Annotated in this window: 11 protein-coding genes, 5 pseudogenes and 1 other annotated feature; of the genes and pseudogenes, 5 read left to right on the top strand and 11 right to left on the bottom strand. The window is 59.7% G+C overall.

Annotated features, from left to right (window positions below; genetic code table 11):
• A pseudogene (locus tag ACOOEX_RS11970) lies at positions 1-288 on the bottom strand (FCD domain-containing protein); the annotation flags it as partial.
• Between the two features lie 2 nt (positions 289-290).
• Here ACOOEX_RS11970 and ACOOEX_RS11965 point away from each other — a divergent pair.
• Positions 291-863 (top strand): annotated as a pseudogene (locus ACOOEX_RS11965) (AMP-binding enzyme); the annotation flags it as partial.
• Between the two features lie 292 nt (positions 864-1,155).
• Here ACOOEX_RS11965 and ACOOEX_RS11960 read toward each other — a convergent pair.
• Positions 1,156-1,733 (bottom strand): annotated as a pseudogene (locus ACOOEX_RS11960) (transposase); the annotation flags it as partial.
• A 52-nt stretch (positions 1,734-1,785) separates the two neighbouring features.
• On the opposite strand from ACOOEX_RS11960, the pseudogene ACOOEX_RS11955 reads away from it, so the two are divergent.
• Positions 1,786-1,992: pseudogene (locus tag ACOOEX_RS11955) on the top strand (IS3 family transposase); the annotation flags it as partial.
• Positions 1,993-2,057: 65 nt separating this feature from the next.
• Here the strand turns inward: ACOOEX_RS11955 and ACOOEX_RS11950 are convergent.
• Positions 2,058-3,260: an IS256 family transposase gene (locus ACOOEX_RS11950; protein ID WP_420395044.1), complete on the bottom strand. Its 1,203-nt coding sequence runs from the start codon at positions 3,258-3,260 to the stop codon at positions 2,058-2,060.
• A gap of 100 nt (positions 3,261-3,360) precedes the next feature.
• Between ACOOEX_RS11950 and ACOOEX_RS11945 the strand changes: the two are divergent.
• Positions 3,361-4,423 (top strand): annotated as a pseudogene (locus tag ACOOEX_RS11945) (IS3 family transposase); the annotation flags it as partial.
• Positions 3,438-3,595 (top strand) — a sequence feature (AL1L pseudoknot). Its footprint overlaps the pseudogene before it by 158 nt.
• 635 nt (positions 4,424-5,058) lie before the next feature.
• On the opposite strand, the gene ACOOEX_RS11940 reads toward ACOOEX_RS11945, so the two are convergent.
• From ACOOEX_RS11940 to ACOOEX_RS11905, 8 genes are all read right to left on the bottom strand, one after another.
• A complete protein-coding gene (locus ACOOEX_RS11940) occupies positions 5,059-5,832 on the bottom strand; it encodes a helix-turn-helix domain-containing protein (protein WP_420395043.1) in 774 nt (257 codons plus the stop codon).
• Positions 5,833-6,050: 218 nt separating this feature from the next.
• Entirely contained in the window at positions 6,051-6,707 is a 657-nt protein-coding gene (locus ACOOEX_RS11935; RefSeq protein WP_420395042.1) for a hypothetical protein, read from the bottom strand.
• Complete coding sequence (locus ACOOEX_RS11930; protein WP_420395041.1) at positions 6,700-7,863, bottom strand: tyrosine-type recombinase/integrase; 1,164 nt, start codon at positions 7,861-7,863, stop codon at positions 6,700-6,702. The genes ACOOEX_RS11935 and ACOOEX_RS11930 overlap by 8 nt, the downstream gene beginning before the upstream one ends.
• A 621-nt stretch (positions 7,864-8,484) precedes the next feature.
• Positions 8,485-8,982 (bottom strand): MarR family winged helix-turn-helix transcriptional regulator, encoded by a 498-nt coding sequence (locus tag ACOOEX_RS11925; protein WP_420395040.1) that lies wholly within the window; start codon positions 8,980-8,982, stop codon positions 8,485-8,487.
• Positions 8,975-9,448, bottom strand: coding sequence for a MarR family winged helix-turn-helix transcriptional regulator (locus ACOOEX_RS11920; RefSeq protein WP_420395039.1), 474 nt, complete (start codon positions 9,446-9,448; stop codon positions 8,975-8,977). Before ACOOEX_RS11920 ends, ACOOEX_RS11925 begins: the two co-directional genes overlap by 8 nt.
• A 19-nt stretch (positions 9,449-9,467) precedes the next feature.
• Positions 9,468-9,947 carry an acyl-CoA thioesterase gene (locus ACOOEX_RS11915; RefSeq protein ID WP_420395038.1) on the bottom strand — a complete coding sequence of 160 codons (480 nt, stop codon included), beginning with the start codon at positions 9,945-9,947 and terminating at the stop codon, positions 9,468-9,470.
• Positions 9,944-11,539 carry an indolepyruvate oxidoreductase subunit beta family protein gene (locus ACOOEX_RS11910; RefSeq protein WP_420395037.1) on the bottom strand — a complete coding sequence of 532 codons (1,596 nt, stop codon included), beginning with the start codon at positions 11,537-11,539 and terminating at the stop codon, positions 9,944-9,946. Before ACOOEX_RS11910 ends, ACOOEX_RS11915 begins: the two co-directional genes overlap by 4 nt.
• Positions 11,536-13,710 (bottom strand): thiamine pyrophosphate-dependent enzyme, encoded by a 2,175-nt coding sequence (locus ACOOEX_RS11905; RefSeq protein ID WP_420395036.1) that lies wholly within the window; start codon positions 13,708-13,710, stop codon positions 11,536-11,538. The genes ACOOEX_RS11910 and ACOOEX_RS11905 overlap by 4 nt, the downstream gene beginning before the upstream one ends.
• A gap of 117 nt (positions 13,711-13,827) precedes the next feature.
• On the opposite strand from ACOOEX_RS11905, the gene ACOOEX_RS11900 reads away from it, so the two are divergent.
• Both ACOOEX_RS11900 and ACOOEX_RS11895 read left to right on the top strand, forming a co-directional pair.
• Complete coding sequence (locus ACOOEX_RS11900) at positions 13,828-15,342, top strand: aldehyde dehydrogenase family protein (RefSeq protein ID WP_420395035.1); 1,515 nt, start codon at positions 13,828-13,830, stop codon at positions 15,340-15,342.
• 5 nt (positions 15,343-15,347) lie between these two features.
• Positions 15,348-16,736 carry an aspartate aminotransferase family protein gene (locus tag ACOOEX_RS11895; protein WP_420395034.1) on the top strand — a complete coding sequence of 463 codons (1,389 nt, stop codon included), beginning with the start codon at positions 15,348-15,350 and terminating at the stop codon, positions 16,734-16,736.
• The last annotated feature ends 2 nt before the right edge of the window (positions 16,737-16,738 follow it).

Here is a 16,738-nt window from a genome sequence, read left to right as displayed (position 1 = left end):
CTATTCCGCGGCCGGTTTCAGGTTGGCAATGAGGTGGTGGAACTTTTCGCCCTGAACCGCCACGTGACCGCGGATATCGGCAGAGGCGCGGTTGCCGTCGCCGGCTTCCAGCGCTTTCACGATGGCCTCATGTTCACCCATCGACTGCCGCATTCTGCCACGAAGGCGCAGTTGCAGGCGGCGGAAGGGTTGCAGGCGGCGGTGCAGGCGCAGGCATTCCTGTTCGAGGAAGCGGTTGCCGGACTGTCGATAAAGAATCGCGTGGAATCTCTCGTTTTCACGGTAATAGAGACCGCCGAGCGGGAACGTTGGGTTTCCCGCTGCCGGGGGTGGAGCTGAAGATCACCGATCCCTCCACGGGCGAAACCCTGCCCGATGGCGAGGTTGGCCAGATCGAAGTGCGCGGGCCTAATGTGTTCAAGGGCTACTGGCAAATGCCCGAGAAAACCGCCGCCGAGCTGCGCGCCGACGGGTTCTTCATCACAGGCGATCTCGGCAAGATTGACGAGGACGGCTATGTCCACATCGTCGGCCGCAACAAGGGCCTGATCATTTCGGGCGGCTACAACATCTATCCCAAGGAAATCGAGCTTGTGCTGGATGACCAGCCCGGCGTGCTGGAAAGCGCCGTGGTGGGCGTGCCCCATCCGGACTTCGGAGAAACTGTGTTGGGTGTAATCGTTCCGGCCCCGGGCGAAAGCCCTGACCTGGACGCTATTGCCAAGGCCGCCGGAACCTCGCTTGCGCGTTTCAAGCATCCCCGCAAGCTGGTGGTGGTCGACGAGTTGCCGCGGAACACGATGGGTAAGGTGCAAAAGAACATTCTGCGAGATACCTACAAGGACCTGTTCGTGCCCGCGTGAGCTAAGGAACAGTATGATCGAGCGGCCTCTGCCTGCGACCAGGTCATCGATGCGGTTTCGGCAACGAGCTTTCACTGAATTCGTTCCTGGCCGCCCGGTGGGTCTCGACGGCTCGAAGCAAATGCGATTCCAGCGCGAAGCCAGCTCGTTTTGGGCAAGAAGAGGTTATTTATGCTAGAGGGTGCAGCGCGGTATTGGGAAGATGAATCGCAATAAGATTTCAGGAAAGGCGTCCCGGGGATGTCCCGATGAATGTTGAAATCGGGTCTGTGCAGCGTCGCTGGGATTATGGTTAGGCGGCCTTTGCGGTTTGGTCAACGCCGGCGACACCCGGGTCGCGGTGCTTGAGAAGCGCGGCCTTGAGGACGGGCAGCTGCTTGTGAGCCTTGAGACGTCGGAAGCCTTTGGCGGCCTCGAGCATGCCGGATGCAGTCCAGCGCAGCGCCATCTTCGCGTCACGCCACCGCTTCACGTTCCGGCAGACTTGCCAGAACACGGCGTTCATCGACTCGATGATGTTGGTACTGGCGAGCGAGCGGCGCAGTTCGAGTGGCAGCCGAGACGGATCACAGTGAGGATTTCATCCAAGCCCTCGAGGATGCTCTTCGAGACCCCGGGGGCCTCCAATTCCATCCGGCGCGCCAGATTGCGCAGAAGCCGTTCGGCCTTGTCGGCATCGTTCAGTTTCCATGCTTGCCGAAGGGCGCGGCGCACAGCGGCGTGAATCTTGGGATCAAGCCGCTCGGTGATGTTGCGCGCCTTATGGACTTGGCCGCGCTGGATCGGGGTATCCGCCCCGAAGGTGCGGCGGATGGCCTTCGTCAGCGCCTTAGCACCGTCGACGATGAACAGGCGACACACTGCCGGATTGAACCGCGCCGGGTTTGCCGGAGGCTCCAACTCATGAGTAGGATGGAGCATCATGATAAAGACAACGAACAAGTATTCATCAGAAGTGCGCGAACGCGCCGTGCGGATGGTATTGGATGGCGCCGGGCATCATGAGAGCCGTTGGGTGGCGATTGTGTCGATTTCCTCGAAGATCGGTTGCGCGCCGCAAACGCTGAATGAATGGGTCAAGAAGGTCGAAGTTGATGCTGGCCAGCGCGGAGGCATCACCACCGAACAGGGGTGACGTCCCAACTGATGGTGTAGTTCGCCATGGGCCTGGCGCTTACCAGCGGGCCGAGCTTGTCAGTTGCGCTGCGCCGCAGGCAGGCTGACCAAGACATCATCGCAGACCGGGGCCAGCGTTTCCAGTGTCATGTACCTGCCGCGCTGCACCGTCCACTCTTCGGTCTGCTCCATCAGGATGGCGCCGACGAGGCGGCGGATGGATGCTTCATTCGGAAAGATCCCGACAACATCGGTCCGCCGCTTGATCTCGCCGCTAAGGCGCTCGATCGGGTTTGTGCTGTGCAACTTCGTCCTGTGCTGCTGGGGGAAGGTCATGTAGGCGAGGACGTCTTCCTCTGCGCCGTCCATGAGCGTCGCGAGCTTCGGCAGCTTCGGGCGCATCTGATCCGCGACCTGGCGCCATTGGGCCTTGGCCGCCGCGTGGTCGGGTTGAGCAAAGGCCGTGGCGATGAAAGCCGAGACAACACGACGACTGCTCTTGCCAGCATGGGCCAGGGCATTGCGCTGGAAGTGAACGCGGCAGCGCTGCCAAGTGGTCGACAGGACGCGGGCCGTGGCCGCCTTGATGCCCTCGTGTGCATCCGAGATGACGAGTTTCACGCCCGATAGGCCGCGTCTGACGAGATCCCGGAGAAACTCGGTCCAGAAGGGCTCAGCTTCGGAGGCACCGATCGCCATGCCCAGCACCTCGCGCCTGCCGTCCGTGTTGACGCTCACGGCGATCGTGACAGCGACGCTGACGATGCGACCGCCCTGGCGCACCTTCAGGCATGTCGCATCGATCCAAAGATAAGGCCATTCTCCCTCGATCGGGCGGGTCAGGAAAGCGTCGACACGGTCGTCGATTTCCTCGCACAACCGGCTGACCTGGCTCTTTGAGATGCCGGTCCCGCCCATTGCCTGAACGAGATCGTCCATGGCGCGGGTCGACACGCCATGGACATAGGCTTCCTGGATGACTGCCGTCAGCGCCTTTTCGACGGACCGCCGCGGCTCGAGGAACGACGGGAAATACGACCCTGTGCGCAGCCGCGGGATGCGCAGCTCGACGCTGCCTGCCCGGGTCTGCCAGTCTCGATCCCGGTAGCCGTTTCGTTGCGCCAGCCGGTCGCTGCTCTTCTCGCCGTAGTCAGCGCAGGTCTTGGCACCGACCTCAAGTTCCATCAGCCGCTCGGCAGCAAAGCCGATCATCTCACGCAGCAGGTCCGCATCGGCACTCTTTTCGACCAGCGCGCGCAGGTCCATCATGGGTTTGGTCATCGGGTGTAATCCTTGGTTCAGGTTGGTTCTCGCAACCCGACCCTACCGGGAAACCCGATGCCCACCGAAAGCTACACCACCTCCGTGGACGTGACCCGAACAGGCTGAGAAGATGAAGGCGCTTGAGCGGGAGGTGCGCGAACTGAAGCAGGCCAATGAGATCCTTAGAAAAGCATTCGCATATTTTGCCCAGGCGGAGCTCGACCGCCCATTCAAACGATGATCCAGTTCATAGAAGATCACCGCGCTGATCATGGGGTCGAGCCAATCTGTCCCGCTGCCCGGCAGGGCATTGCGTAGCAATGTCCCGAGAGGGGGTTTTGCCGATTGCCCCTGCAACGTTCTATGATCACTTGTCCAAGCGCTCTGATCCGTCCCGCCTTTCTGATCGCGCCAGGCGTGATGAGGCACTGAAGCCCGAGATTGAGCGTGTCTTCGAGGAAAACCTCAGCGTGTACGGCGTGCGGAAGGTCTGGCACCAAGTGCGCAGAGGAGGCTTTGATATTGCGCGCTGCGCCGTTGCCCGCTTGATGAAGGATATTGGGATCGAAGGCGTTGTGCGCGGCAAGAAACCAAAGGCAACGATCCCGGATAAGGCGCTGCCGTGTCCATTGGACAAGGTAAACCGCCAGTTCCATGCGCCTGCGCCGAATGTGCTTTGGGTCAGCAATTTTACCTGTGTCGCAACCTGGCAGGGGTTTGTGTATGTGGCCTTCGTCATTGATGTCTTTGTCCGCCGCATCATTGGGTGGCGTGTCAGTCGCACGGCCACTGCCGGATTTGTCCTCGATGCATTGGAACAAGCGATTCATCAACGCAGGCTCGCACAGGACCAGCTGGTGCATCACTCGGATCGCGGGTCGCAATGTCTGTCGATTAAGTACACTGAACGACTGGCTGAGGCGAAGATCGCTCCGTCTGTCGGCAGCGTTGGGGACTCCTGTGACATCGCCCTGGCAGAAACGATCAACGGCCTGTTCAAAGCAGAGATCATTCACCGACGCGTCCCATGGCGCAGCTTCGACGCCGTGGAATACGCCACCTTGGAATGAGTCGATCGGTTCAACAACCGCCGACTGCTGGAACCCATTGGGAACATCCCGCCAGCAGAAGCCGAGACAAACTTCTATGCGGCTCTGGAAAGATCAGACATGGCCGCATAATTAAGACAAATCAGCCTCCGGCAAACCCGGCGCGGTTCAGTCACAGCACGCCCATGATCTGGGCTTCGGTGAAACGTGCCTTCTTTATCAGAATCTCCTCGATCATCCTGCCGAGAAAATTCTACTTCTGCATCTCCATAAGATCCGGGGGATTACCATCGCTATCTGTTAGAACGGGAAACAGTTACCTCGCTCTCGCGCTGAGAGCGGAGAGCTGGGCCATTAGATCGGCCAGTATGTCGCCTTCTTCCTGCGCGGCTTCTTCTCGCAACCGTTGGTAGGTGATCTCATGCATCCACTTCGGCCTTGGTGGAAACCGAACCGTCAGGCCACCTCTGGATTGACCTAGCCGTCTGCGCCGCTTCAGGGCTTTGTGCAGGAGCCGCGCTTTTGGGGATAGGCTTTCACTGCGATATCTTCCATTTGCGCAAAGCCGGCAGCCCTTCTTGTAGATGACCGCACAACGTCTCTCGCAGAACGGACAGAGGAACCAATATCGGACTCCGCCGAAATGACACGGCGTGGTTTCGACAGCCACTCGATGGCCAAGCACATACACCGATAGCGCGCCCGAAAGGTCGAAATCGCTGACACGCATCGCTTGCGCATTGTCACAAATCATTTGGGAAGTTTGGCTATTCATGGGCATCGCCTTGGCTGGGCTTCGACCGTGGCTCTCCTGCCCGATCACGTGCATCTTGGAAATGGCCCCGCGCGTAGTCGACACGATCTGTGTGTAGGACGTTCGGCGCGTAGCGAGAGGGGAGCATGAAGCCTTGCTGCCCGTCTTGTTCAGCGGTGAGGTCAAGCTCACTCAGCGGTTCGAAGCCATTTGCAATCAGCCATTTGTTCCAGTCGGCGATCGCAAGATCATCATCTTCGGCAACGAAAAGCGTCGGGTATGGACAGATCGGTTTCCGCAAGGGCGTGTTGCCCTCGTGCGGTTGGTTTATATTTGATTCTATATTAGGGGCGTCAGATCTGTCATGTTTTTGCGTCTGATTTGACACCTTTTCTGATCTGCGAGACGACAGGTCTGTCACCTTTTTCCTGCGGGTGATTTGGTTTGCTTCTGCAACCTTCTCGAAGTGAAATCGAACAAATCCGCTGCGACCACATCGACGGTCCGCACGCACCCATCCGCGCTGCTCCAGTTCCCGTAATGCGCGCTGTGTCGTTCTTTTCGATTTGCCAAGCTGAGCGGCGACATAGTCCAATGTGTGAATGCAGAGACCTGTCTGGTTGTTCGCCAATCGCCGGCAGAGAACATCCGCCAAAAGGCGAGCGCTGTCGCTGATCCCGCTATCCGAATGTACGGCATCAAGCCAAGCCCAGCGCTGAGTGTTCCAGTCCCTGCAGGGAGGACCCTCTGCCTTTCGATGGATCACTTTACTTGCGGAGCCAGGCATCGACGTCCTCCTCCAACCAGTAGAGACGCCCACCAATCCTAATTGGTGGCGGAAGCCGGCCACATTCCACATCCCTGTAGATCGAGCTGCGCCCACGCCCTCCCAGTTTCGCTCTTAAATCATTGAAATTCAGATATTTCATGATGCCCTCACGTTTTTCTTCGTGCACCATGGGTACGGCTGGGATGTTCATCTGTCGTGGGGGAAAATTTTTTTCCCTATGGATTCCGGTCGAGGACAATACCGAACTGATCCTCTGGAAATGGTTCCAAAACCGCTGGCATGCTAATCAGTCGAACGGTCTTAATATGGCGCCTCTTCTCAAAGTAGCGCTCTAGAAAAAGCTCTAGCGTCTTGGCTCTTCTAAGCACTTCTTCGAGTGCCTCATAGTCATTCTCAGATTCCCAGAACAGCTGGTTCCACCCTGCCCAAACCCCGAGAATGTGAGAAACTGGACGATAGTTTGAGAAAGCCTTTCGAACCGTGTCCGCACTGTTTTTCAACTGTTGCGGTGGCTTGCCGACTTCCTCCAGATGTTGCTTCGCGACCAATCTGTATGCTTCCTCCAAACCAATGTCTTTCCCTGTGTTTAACCAGTTTCTGAACAGCTCCAGCACCACATGACCGGCATGCAAACGCCTTTCAAAATCACCCTTCTCTAGGCGATGGGTCAATGCTTCACCGACCCATGATTTGCCTTTGTCTGCGCCTCCCAGAACTTTAGGATTATTGTTCATTTCCCCACAGAAGGCAGCATATGTCGCTTTTATTTTTGGTATCTCCGCTTCAAGAGTGGCTGCAAAAAGCATGCACTCCGGGTGTTCTACTGGGAACCCGTCATTTTGAAGGATTGGCAATGGGTCTTTTTCAATCATTTGCAGTTTTTCCTCTAAGATAATTCGCCCAGCGCTCCATCAGGTCACGTCTCTGCTCCAGGTAGTCAGTCCTTCGGTAGGCCCGCTCTACGCTTCCTCCAACGACATGCGCGAGGCAGGTTTCAGCCACCTCTCTCGGCACCTCGGTCGCCTCTGCACACCAGGTCCGGAAGCTGGAGCGGAACCCGTGGGGCCGGGCCTCCAGCCCCCGCCGCTCCATGAAGCGGGACATGGTCGCATCCGAGATCACGCCCTTACGCACGTTCGGAAACAGGTATCCGCCACGCTCGAAGGCCTTCGCCTGCTCGATCACGGCCTGTGCCTCACCAGACAGGGGAATTCGATGCTCGGCGCCACCCTTCATGCGCGCGGCCGGGATCGTCCAGAGGTCGCCCTCGATCTCGTCCAGATGGCAGAACCTGACCTCGCTGGATCGGCTGGCCGTCAGGATGAGAAGGCGCAGGGCCAGATTTGTGATCGTACCCTCGTTGAGGCTCTGGTAGAAATCTGGCACCTCGCGCCAGTCCATGGCGGGGACGTGCTTGGGCTGATGCCGTGACTTGCCGAGCAAAGCCTTCGCCTTCTCGGTCGCCTGCATATCGACATCGAGGCCCATGGCTGCCGCATGGCGTATCACAATACCGAGACGGTTCATCGCCTTCCGGGCAGTGTCTGCCTTCGTGTGCCAGATCGGCGCCAGAGTATTCCTGATGTCCTGCTGGTCGAGTTCCTCAACCGGCACGCGGCCGAGCTTCGGCAGGACATGCAGTTCCAGCGGAGAGAACCAGCGCCCGGCCTTGCCGTCCCCCTTGAGCTGCGCCTTGCGGGCCTCAAAGGCCTCCTCAGCAACCGCAGCCAGCGTGTGGTCCGCCTTCGCCGCCTCACGTCGGCGTCGCTCCCGCTCCTTGATCGGGTCCTTGCCCTGCCGTGCAACCGCACGCCATTCGACGGCAGTCTCCCGCGCTTCCTTCAGGCTGACATCCCTCAAAGCCCCAAGGCCCATTTCGCGACGATGGCCGTGCACCGTCACACGCAGGAACCACTGGGCCCCGCCGTCCTCACGCCTGTGCAGCCAGAGACCACCCCCATCCGAGTACTTGCCGGGCCCAAGGCTCTTCACCTGGGAAGCTGAAAGCTTGTTCAATGCACGGGTCATCGTAACCACCCCCCAATCCACCCCAACATATGGTATATGATAGTATGGATTGGAACAGGTTGGAACGCGATAAAGCGCTCAAAGCACTGAAATTAATGGTTATTAAATACAACATGAAACATTATGGAGCACTGTTTAAACGCCCTCCACCCGCACCATTTCTCGCAGAATTACCCGGTTGCTTTGAGAGGCGGAGATTTTCCGCAGGTTGCCAAACCACCCGCCCGGCCACCCATTGGCATTTCAATGAAACTGTGGGGCACCGATTTGCACATATGTACGGTCCGGACAGCTTGATACTCTGATCGCGGCGAGACTCTCGTTTGGAAAGCCAAGCGGCTCACGTAGGCTTGCCCCCTGAAAGAGGTCTATCAACCGGGTGACCCATGCCGGGTTTTCTGTGGGATCCAACCGCCGGGAAGAATCAAGCATCACGAACATGAGCACGCGGGGCCGTCGGAAGAGCAGCGCGTGTTTCGCACTGGAGGCTCCGGACTGGGCTGTTCACCAGAGACAGCCATAGACAGGCTTGGTCCGACATGGCGACTGATGCTTCGAACACCTGACGATCAAGTACACCGAACACCGGGATATCAACATCAAGAGGTCAGTGATGGGCTCTCACCCCGACTCTCCAATCGTGTCTTCGGCTTTCTTTGCATTCAGGATTCTGTTCAGGACATCAACGCATTTCGAAAGATCATCGGGATCAATACTCCCAACCAACCGCGCATGAAAATCGTTGATCAATGGGGCGATTTCACTAAGCTTTTGTTCCCCCTTCCTGGTCAGGACGACTGTCCGCTTTCGCTGGTCCGTTTCGGAGATGCTCCTGTCTGCCAAACCGGCATCTACCAGCTGGTCAACGGTACGGCTTGCGGTGGATTGTTCCAGCACGGCGAGGGCGGCAAGTTCTCCGACAGTCAGTTCTCCATGCGCAGAGAGGCTGGAAAGAAGCCGCAGCTTGGGGGTGGGCAGTTTCTGATCCGCCAGCATCGCGTTCAGCTCCGAGCTCCAGATATGGGTCAGTCGGGTCAGGAGATAGGGGAGAAAGGAATCGAGCTCATCCGCCTTGTGAAACGGAAAGCTCGGATTGACGGTGGTGTTCCTATTAGCCAAGGGTGTCACCCGCGTGCATTTCCTCCAGGATTTCGCGCAGTGCTGTGTTGGCAGCGGTCAGTTCTTCATCGGAAACCTGCTGAAGAATGTCGGCCAGGATGCTGTTATGGGCATCGCGTGCCATCAAGAATTTCTGCTCGCCGCTTTCCGTCAATCTGGCTGAAAAGGACCGGCGGTCCTCGGTCGACATGGCCTTGATGACCAACCCGTCCTTGATCAGCCGGGTCACGAGGCCGGATACATTGCCATTGGACACTTTCAACGCGCTTGACAGCTGGCCCATGCTGATGCCCTCGGGGGTGCGCGCCAGTTGGGCCATGGCATCGAACTTGGCAAGGCTTAGCCCGACCTCGTCCTGCATTCGCTTGTTCAACTCAGCAAAGATATCGCTGTGCAGCCGAAGGACGCTTAGCCAGAACCGTGTCTGGTTGAGTTGTCTCGCATCGCTTTTGCCGGTCTCGCCCATGTCATCCAGGAATGTCGCTTCAGTCGGTCAGCACGGTATTTGCTTTTGCATAGATCAGCAATGCGTCACGGATGTCTGCGGGAACTTCAATGGATTGGTGCGTATCCAGTCCGGTGGTGACGGTGACGAAATGCCCGCGCAGCGCCTCTTGTTCATCCTTCAAGGCATGAAGGGTCAGCCCGTAGGACTTGGTTCCGACCTTGTTGACCGCAACAAGGATGTCCACCTCCTCGCCCATCATGCAGGGGGTGAAGAAGGTGGCCGATGCCGAGACATATCCCAGCCCCGTGCGGCGGGGTCCGATCACCTCCTGATAGGGAATGCCGAGCACGTCATCGAACCATTCCTCGATCACCCGGTTGAAGAGGTCAAAGAACTTGGGTGTATAGACGATCCCCGCCGGGTCACATTGCCCGTGCCGGAATTTCGTCCTCGTCGACCACAGCCCGGCGGGCAGGTCGTTTCGGGTCAGGGGGCGTCTGCTATCTTGTAAGTTCATGTCGGGCCGTGTGTCTCCTCGGTAAATGAGCGGATGGTCTGAATGGTTCCGTCAAGATCGTCCCCATTGCCGTCCTTGAGGGCGGATCGCAGCAGCCTGTCCGCCCATTCGGCGGCATCATCGCGATGCGCGATGGCGCGGATCGTCTGCATGACCCGGTCAAACTTGGAATGCGCGCGATCATGGGTGTCGGAATAGCCCTTGATCAGCCGCCGCACCGACAGGATGGCCACCGCCAGATCGTAATTGTGCGACAGCGCCTGAGTGGCCTCTGACAGCCAGGCGGTGCGATGTTCAACCTCGTCTTTATGGCGCAGCGAGCGACGGCGCAGGGGTTTGAGCCCGGCCATCACGTAGAGCAGCAGAAAGCCACGAAGCGAATAGGTGTGCACCCGGCGCCCCTTGTCGATGCGGCGGTCGAGCCAGGCGTAGAGCCGGGGCTTTCCATGCAGCCACCGCGCAAGGCCTGCGGGCATGGTCGAGGCAAGCTCCTCCAGCCGGGGATGCATGAATTCGGTTGTGCTCAGGATCTGGCCCTTGCCGAGGTTCATATCTTCCGCGATCCGCGCCCGCCGGGCGGCGCGGGTTTTCAGATCGGCGACCCGAATGACATCATCATAGGCCATGGCATTGGCCAGATATTTCGCGGCGGTTTCGGTGAAGCGGAACCCGTTGGCCGCACCGCCTGCGTCAAGATCCTGCGCGGCGATGTCCCGAAGGATATCCAGGTATTCTCCGCCATAGGCGGCGTCCTGAAAATTGACGACCTTGCGAAGGCCGAGGAACGCCATGTGACGGGCGGGTTTCGGCAGGTCCGACCTCAGCCGCTGTAACAGCGCATTGGCCCGTGCATCGGGAAGTGTCGCGGGCGGTGCAGGGGGCGATGGGGTGTCGAGATCACCCGCCCTCTCGCCGCCACCTGTTTCCCCCGCCTCTGTCCGGGCAAAGGCCGCATCGAAAGCCCGCAGGCTCGCAGCCACCCCTTTGCCGCTGGCGTTGATAACCAGACGATAATCGTCCGCGGTAAACGGTAGCGCGCCCGAGGCGGCAAGACTGCCGAACAGCGCCGAGGAAATCACCGAGCCGTTTTCGACCGCCATCCGGTTCATGTCGAACACGATCCGGCGTTTGGCGACAACGCCGATCGCCTCTGACACCGCGCCGCTGTCGGCGATGCCGTCGCCCGGCGCCATTTTCTCGATGGTTGACAGGGCGCGGTGGTTCGACGCGATGAGGGTGGTGCGTTCGGGCGTGACGATCCCGCGCAGGATCGAGCGTCCGGCCTCCATGTATTCGGCGGCGATCACGACATCCACGTCGCCCGGTGTCGGCATCTGCGCCAGCACCGGCTTGCGCCCGTCTTTGCCGGGCTTCATCATCTCGACATAGTAGATCGTGGCCCCGGTGCGCTGCGCCACGCCGGGGACCGAGGTGGATTGCGCAATCCAGCCCTGCCGCTCAGCCAGATCGACGATCCAGCCGGTCAGCACCCCGCCGCCCTGTCCACCCATGGCCACGATGGCAATGGACAGGGGGCGTTCGGTTGCGTCGGCCTCTGCTGCAAGGGGGAGTTTGACGGTGTCGTCTTTCATCCTGCAATGTCTCCGAAATCAACAGCACGGCGCGCCCGGCGGTTCTGAAGAAACCTGATCACGGGTGTTGACAGCCCGGCTTTGAAACGATCCCGGGGGCCGGGGTTGTGGATCACCTCGGCCCGGTAGAAGGACGGGCACAGCACAGCGGCATCCGCCACTTCTCCGCAATTGCCGCAGGCAACGCAAGTGCTGTCGATCGAGGCAACCGGATCATCGCGCAGGGGGTCATCAAGCTGCTTGACCGAAAGGGAAGGGCAGCCGGAGAGGCGGATGCAGGCGTGATCGCCGGTGCAGACATCCTCATCAACGCCGAATCGTTCCTTGATCGTCCGTTTGCCGTCCTTCATCGCCTTTGCCACTTGCGGCTTTACCCGGCGTTGCTTGTTCAGCATGCATTCCGACGAGGCGACGATGATCTTGGGGCCTTCCGCTTCTGTCGTCAGCGCTTCTTTCAGAACGTCTCGCATCCGGTTCACGTCATAGGTGCGGTCGATCTGACGGACCCATTTGGCCCCCACGCCCCGAACCGCATCGACAATCGAGTTGTTGGTCACCCGGCGTTTGTTCAGGGCTCGCGATGACAGGATGTCCTGCCCGCCAGTGGCCGAGGAATAGTAGTTGTCGACGATCAGGAAGACCCCGTCATGATTGTTGAAGACCGCATGACCGATGCCGCTGGTCAGCCCGTTATGCCAGAACCCGCCATCGCCCATGATCGAGATCGACCGTTTCGCGCCCTTGACGTTGAAGGCGGCAGAGGACGCGGCGCCAAGCCCGTAACCCATTGTCGTCGCGCCGATATTGAAGGGCGGCAGGATCGAGAACAGGTGACATCCGATATCGGCAGAGACGTGATGTTCCCCAAGCTCTTCAAAGGCCAGTTTCATGGCTGCGAAGATCGGACGTTCCGGGCAGCCGGTGCACAGGCCCGGTGGGCGTGGGGGCACCACCTCTGTCAGCGCTGCAACCTTGGGATCGCGCAGGATCGGGACGGGGTCTGGCGTAGGCGCCCGATTGCCCAGAAGCTGCGCTTCGTAGTCCTCCAGAAACTGACCGATGCCCTTGGTCAGCGCCGTGACCGTGTAGTCGCCCGCCATGGGCAGGTATTTCTTGCCATGCACGAGCGTTTGCTTCTTCAACCGCGCAACGGTCGTGGTGATGGATTGCTCTATGAACTCCGGCTGTCCCTCTTCCACGACCAGAACGGCATCCAGCCCCTCGCAGAACGCCTCGATCTCGCTGGTGATGGTCGGATAGCAGACATTCATCACGTAAATCGGCAGCTTTGTCTCGCCATAGGCATCGCTAAGGCCGAGGAACTGCAGCGCCCGGATAGTGCTGTTATACATGCCGCCCTGCACGATCAGCCCGGTCTTTCCGGTCTTGTCCGCACCCGTCGGGCCGAAATGCTCATTCAGCCCGGCCTGTTTCACGAAGTCGATGGCCGCCGGCAGGCGGTGTTCGATCTTCTCCACCTCATGGGTATAGGCCGCAGGGGGCAGAACGATCCGGTCAAGGTCGCGCTTGGGGCTGTTCAGGGCGTCCTGAAGGGTGAACTCGGGCCGCTTGTTGTCCTTGCAGACAAACTGCCCGGTCATGTGGCAGGACCGGACCCGAACCTGCAGCATGACGGGCGTGTTCGTAGCCTCAGAAAGCTCAAACCCCTTTTCGATCAGATTGACCATGCATTCCTGATCAGGTCGAGGATCGAGCAGCCACATCTGGGATTTCATCGCGAACGCGTGGGTGCGTTCCTGCATGATGGAGGAGCCTTCGCCGTAATCCTCACCCACGATGACCATGGCGCCGCCCTTGACCCCGCCCGAGGCGAGGTTGGCCAGCGCGTCGGATGCGACATTGGTGCCGACCGTCGATTTCCACGCCACCGCCCCGCGCAGGGGATACATGACCGAGGCTGACAGCATCGCGCCCGCCGTCGCTTCGTTCGCGGAGCTTTGGAAGTTCACGCCAAGATCGTCGAGAATGTCATTCGCATCGGCCAGCACGTCCATCAGGTGCGAGATCGGCGAGCCCTGATAGCCGCCCACATAGGATATGCCGGACTGTAGAAGCGCCTTGGTGATCGCCAGAATTCCCTCGCCGCGAAAGACGTCTCCGTCCCCCAGCTTCAGATGTTCCACTTCCCTGGCAAATGAGCGTTCGGCCATTTGTGTCTCCCAAAAATTATATGGAAATGGATAATTTTATATGTAAAGTAAGTCAAGACGTTTCGCGTTGGCGATGGTTGCCTGAAGCGGAAGCGAAGTGAAAAGAGGTTGAAAAACATGCATGTAGCCCGACCCGATAGTCTGGTCTCGGAGATTCTCCCGGCGGTTTCGGATTATCTTGATTCGCCGCCGCGACTGGTTATCGGGGCAGAAAAGGTCGGTGCGGCGGATGGTAGGACGCTCGATGTTTTCAACCCGGCGACCGGCAAGAAACTCGCTGAAGTCCCTTGCGGCGGCGCCCATGAAATCGACCTGGCCGTAAAGCGCGCACGCGAGGCCCTTGGCGGCGATTGGGGTCGGATGCGCCCGGTGGAGCGTCAGCGCATCATGCTCCGGTTGGCGGACCTGATCGAGGCCAATGGCGAAGAACTGGCGCAGCTGGAAACTCTGAACAACGGCAAATCGGTGATGCTGTCGCGGCTGGTCGAGGTGGGCAATTCCTCCAACTACCTGCGCTACATGGCGGGATGGGCCACCAAGATCGAAGGCTCGACCATCGACGTATCCATCGCGGTGCCGCCCGGCGCAAAATACCAGGCCTATACGCGCAAGGAACCGGTGGGCGTCGTGGGGGCAATCACGCCGTGGAACTTCCCGCTGAACATGGCGATCTGGAAGATTGCCCCGGCGCTGGCCTGCGGAAACACGGTGGTTCTGAAACCTGCCGAGGAGACGCCGCTCACGTCGCTGAGGCTGGGTGAGCTGTGTCTTGAGGCGGGGCTGCCGCCGGGCGTCGTCAATGTCGTGACCGGCACCGGGGCAGAGGCAGGCGCAGCGCTAACCTCGCATCCCGGCGTGAACAAGCTGACCTTCACCGGTTCGACCGAGGTGGGCAAGATCATCGGCATTCAGGCCATGCAGGACATGAAGCGGGTCACGCTGGAACTGGGCGGTAAGGCCCCGATGATCATGTTCGACGATATGGACATGGATCAACTGGCTATGGCCGCCGGTGTCGGGGTGCTGTTCAACTCTGGCCAGACCTGCTGTGCGGGGACCCGTATCTATGCCCAAAAGGGGATCTACGATCAGGTGTGCGAGGTCATGGCGCGGACCGTGGGCGGCATGGCAATCGGATCGGGGCTTGACCCGGCGAATGCCATCAACCCCATGGTCTCGGCCAAGCATCAGGCCCATGTGAACGCCTGTGTCGCCAGCGGTCTGGACCAGGGCGCAACCCCGTTGCTGAGCAGCGATGCCTATCAGGGCGATGGTTTCTTCGTGACGCCGCAGATCTTCACCGATGTCCGGCAGGACATGAAGATCATGCAGGACGAAGTTTTCGGCCCGGTCTTCACGATCACGCCTTTCGATGATCCCGACGACGCGATCCGCATGGCCAATGACACGCGCTACGGGCTTGGCGCGTCGATCTGGACGACGAACCTGAACACGATGCACCGCTACGTGCCGCAGATTCAGGCGGGCACGGTCTGGGTGAATGCCCACAACCTGCCCGACGCGAACATGCCGTTCGGTGGATACAAGCAATCCGGCATTGGCCGCGAACACGGGCGGGCTGCGCTGGATGCGTATCTCGAAACGAAATCCGTCTGTGTGGCGGTGAGGTAAGAACAATGAGCACGAAACACGAGAACCCGAAGCGCAATGACAATTTCCTGCGCGAACATAACGGGCGTCACCAGCTGCACCCGATGGTGCATCCCCTGATCATCGAACAGCGCCCGCCGCGGATCATCGTGAAGGGCGAGGGGTCTTACGTCACCGATATCGACGGCAACACCTATGTCGATGGTGTCGGCGGGCTGTGGAACGTCAATGTCGGACATAACCGGCCCGAGGTGAAAGCGGCGATTTCTGCCCAGATGGAGGAGATCAGCTACTATTCCAGCTTCGCAGGAACCGCGACGCCCCCGTCCATCGAGCTGTCGGCCAAGGTCATCGAGATGACGGCAGAGGAGGACATGAGCAAGGTCCTGTTCTCTGCCAACGGGTCAGACGCGGTTGAAACCGCGCTCAAGCTCAGCCGCCAGTATTGGAAGCTGGAGGGAGAGCCGGAACGGACCGGCTTCATCTCGCTCAAGCAGGGCTATCACGGCATTCAGTTCGGGGGCACCTCGGTCAACGGGTCCAGCCTCTACCGGTCTGCCTATGGCCCGCTGTTGCCCGGTTGCTATCAGGTGGACAGCCCCTGGACCTATCGCAATCCCTATTCCGAAGATCCCGAAGAGCTGACCGAGGCAATCATCACGCAAATCGACCGGCTGATCCGGCATCAGGGCGCGCATACGATCGCTGTCTTCATTGCCGAGCCGGTGCAGGGGGCCGGGGGCGTTATTGTTCCTCCCGCAAGCTTCTGGCCACGTCTGCGAACACTGCTCGACACATATCGCATTCTACTGATCTCGGACGAGGTGGTGACCGGTTTCGGGCGCACCGGCGCGATGTTCGGTGCTCGTGGTTGGGGCGTGAAACCCGACATCATGTGTTTCGCCAAGGGTATCACGGCGGGCTACATCCCGCTCGGCGCGACTGTGATCAACAAGCGGATCTATGCAGCCTGGCAGAAGGGCATCGATCCGATGGGCTTCATCATGCACGGCTACACGGCCACCGGCCACGCGCTGGGATGCGCCGCTGCCAACGCCACGCTGAAGATCGTCGAGGACGAAGACCTGCCCGGCAATGCCGCCCGGATGGGCAAGCGGCTGCTGGACGGGCTGCGCGACGTGCCGAACTGGTCCTCGCTGGTGGGCGAAGTGCGCGGCAAGGGGCTGATGGTCGGGCTTGATCTGGTGGTCGACAAGCACACGCGCGAACCCATCGACCCCGGAAAGGGGCAGGGGGAAATGGTGGCGACCTTCGCCCGTGACGAGGGCGTGATCGTGCGCCCCGCCGGTCCGGTCATCATCATCTCGCCGCCCCTGACACTCTCTGAGGATGAAACCGACAAGATCGTCGATGGGCTGATCAAGGCATTGCGCCGGTACGAACAGGAGAAATAGCG

The sequence above is a fragment of the Nioella sp. genome (assembly GCF_965215655.1).
Classification (GTDB): Bacteria; Pseudomonadota; Alphaproteobacteria; order Rhodobacterales; family Rhodobacteraceae; genus Nioella.
This window is presented reverse-complemented; position numbering and strand designations above follow the sequence as displayed.